This window comes from Methylobrevis pamukkalensis, assembly GCF_001720135.1.
In the GTDB taxonomy this organism is placed as follows: domain Bacteria; phylum Pseudomonadota; class Alphaproteobacteria; order Rhizobiales; family Pleomorphomonadaceae; genus Methylobrevis; species Methylobrevis pamukkalensis.
On sequence record NZ_MCRJ01000264.1, the window covers coordinates 1 to 1,146 of the forward strand.

General features: G+C 59.3%; 2 protein-coding genes and 1 pseudogene. 2 read left to right on the forward strand and 1 reads right to left on the reverse strand.

Going from position 1 to position 1,146, the window contains the following annotated elements; genetic code table 11:
* Positions 1–20: 20 nt before the first annotated feature.
* Positions 21–211: pseudogene (locus A6302_RS25945) on the reverse strand (helix-turn-helix domain-containing protein); the annotation flags it as partial.
* A gap of 81 nt (positions 212–292) precedes the next feature.
* On the opposite strand from A6302_RS25945, the gene A6302_RS20395 reads away from it, so the two are divergent.
* Both A6302_RS20395 and A6302_RS20400 read left to right on the forward strand, forming a co-directional pair.
* On the forward strand, positions 293–541 hold the full coding sequence (locus A6302_RS20395) for a hypothetical protein (protein WP_069308528.1): 249 nt from the start codon (positions 293–295) through the stop codon (positions 539–541).
* Entirely contained in the window at positions 528–752 is a 225-nt protein-coding gene (locus A6302_RS20400) for a hypothetical protein (protein WP_069308529.1), read from the forward strand. Before A6302_RS20395 ends, A6302_RS20400 begins: the two co-directional genes overlap by 14 nt.
* Positions 753–1,146: the final 394 nt, after the last annotated feature.

Below are 1,146 nucleotides of genomic sequence, written 5' to 3' on the forward strand. Positions count from 1 at the left end.
CGCCTCAACGAAGATCACGCCGCAGCCTCAAGGGCTCGACGCACAGCCGCAACGTTGTTTGCCAGCCCGGCCGCTGCCCCTTGCTCGCTTCCATACGACGCAGAGTCGGAACCGAAATGGAAGCCGCGTGAGCTAGGTCGGCTTGCCCAAGCCCTGCGAGGACACGACCGGCAGCAATTTGCCGCCCGCTAATATGATCTGAATCGCTCAAATCGATCGCTTTCTATTGACATCGGCTCTAATTGATCGAAATATATCACCGTTAGCGTTTTCAATCAACGGAGCAACCGCCATGCAATCGCCTGTCCCCGGCCGTGACCGGGTTAGCCCTTCCCTTCTCGAAATTCATGACAGCATCAACCTCGTGCGCCACTACGTCGTGTCGCTCGAACTCATGGCCGGTGGCCTTGATAAGCGGACGCGCGGCGCCCTCCACGCCGTCACCGTAGTGGCCGAGTCAGAGCTTGAGCTTCTTTCCGACATGCTCGACGACCTGCGCGGCGTCACCCACGAGGAGGGTGCGACCGATGGCGAAGGCTGAACCGATCACCAGCTACACCGACGTTGCGAACTGCATCGACAGATGCCGCGACATCGCCGCGCTCATTCAGCTTGCCTCGTTTGGCATCGAAGTCGAGTCCGACCGGGCGGCTTTCTACCACGTCGGTTCCAGCCTCGGCGACATTCTCGACGAGATCGCCGAGGGCATGGTCGCGCTTCGGGACGCGGCAAGGGAGCCGGAAAAGGGGTGATCGCGAATGCACGCCATGGCGTGGAAGTTACCGCAGCGGTAACTCCTAGAAATGGGCGGGCGCGCAATGGTCTCGACGATCGACTGCCGCCCGCAATACCACGCCCTCGCGTGCACGCGATGCACATTTTTTACGGCTGCCTTCAACGCATAGGAGATATGTTCTTCCACAGGTTTGTGGCCAAGTCGAAAATACCTCTTGGTTTGTCCGGCCGTTTAGCCCTTACTCGGGTTTGCACACCTATCGCGTGCCATTTTGAGGGACAGCCAATGTCGAAGGTCCATCTACACCAGACGTATCAAGGCGAGATCGTAAAGGGACGCGCGATGATCGCCGCACTTCTCGGCGTCACTACTGGGACGGTCTCGAAACTGTACCGAACCGGCAGGCTTCC

What these genes read in the sequence shown, in the direction of transcription:
- A6302_RS20395 (WP_069308528.1), top strand. Translation starts at nt 293, where the DNA reads ATGCAATCGCCTGTCCCCGGCCGTGACCGGGTTAGCCCTTCCCTTCTC.
- A6302_RS20400 (WP_069308529.1), top strand. Translation starts at nt 528, where the DNA reads ATGGCGAAGGCTGAACCGATCACCAGCTACACCGACGTTGCGAACTGC.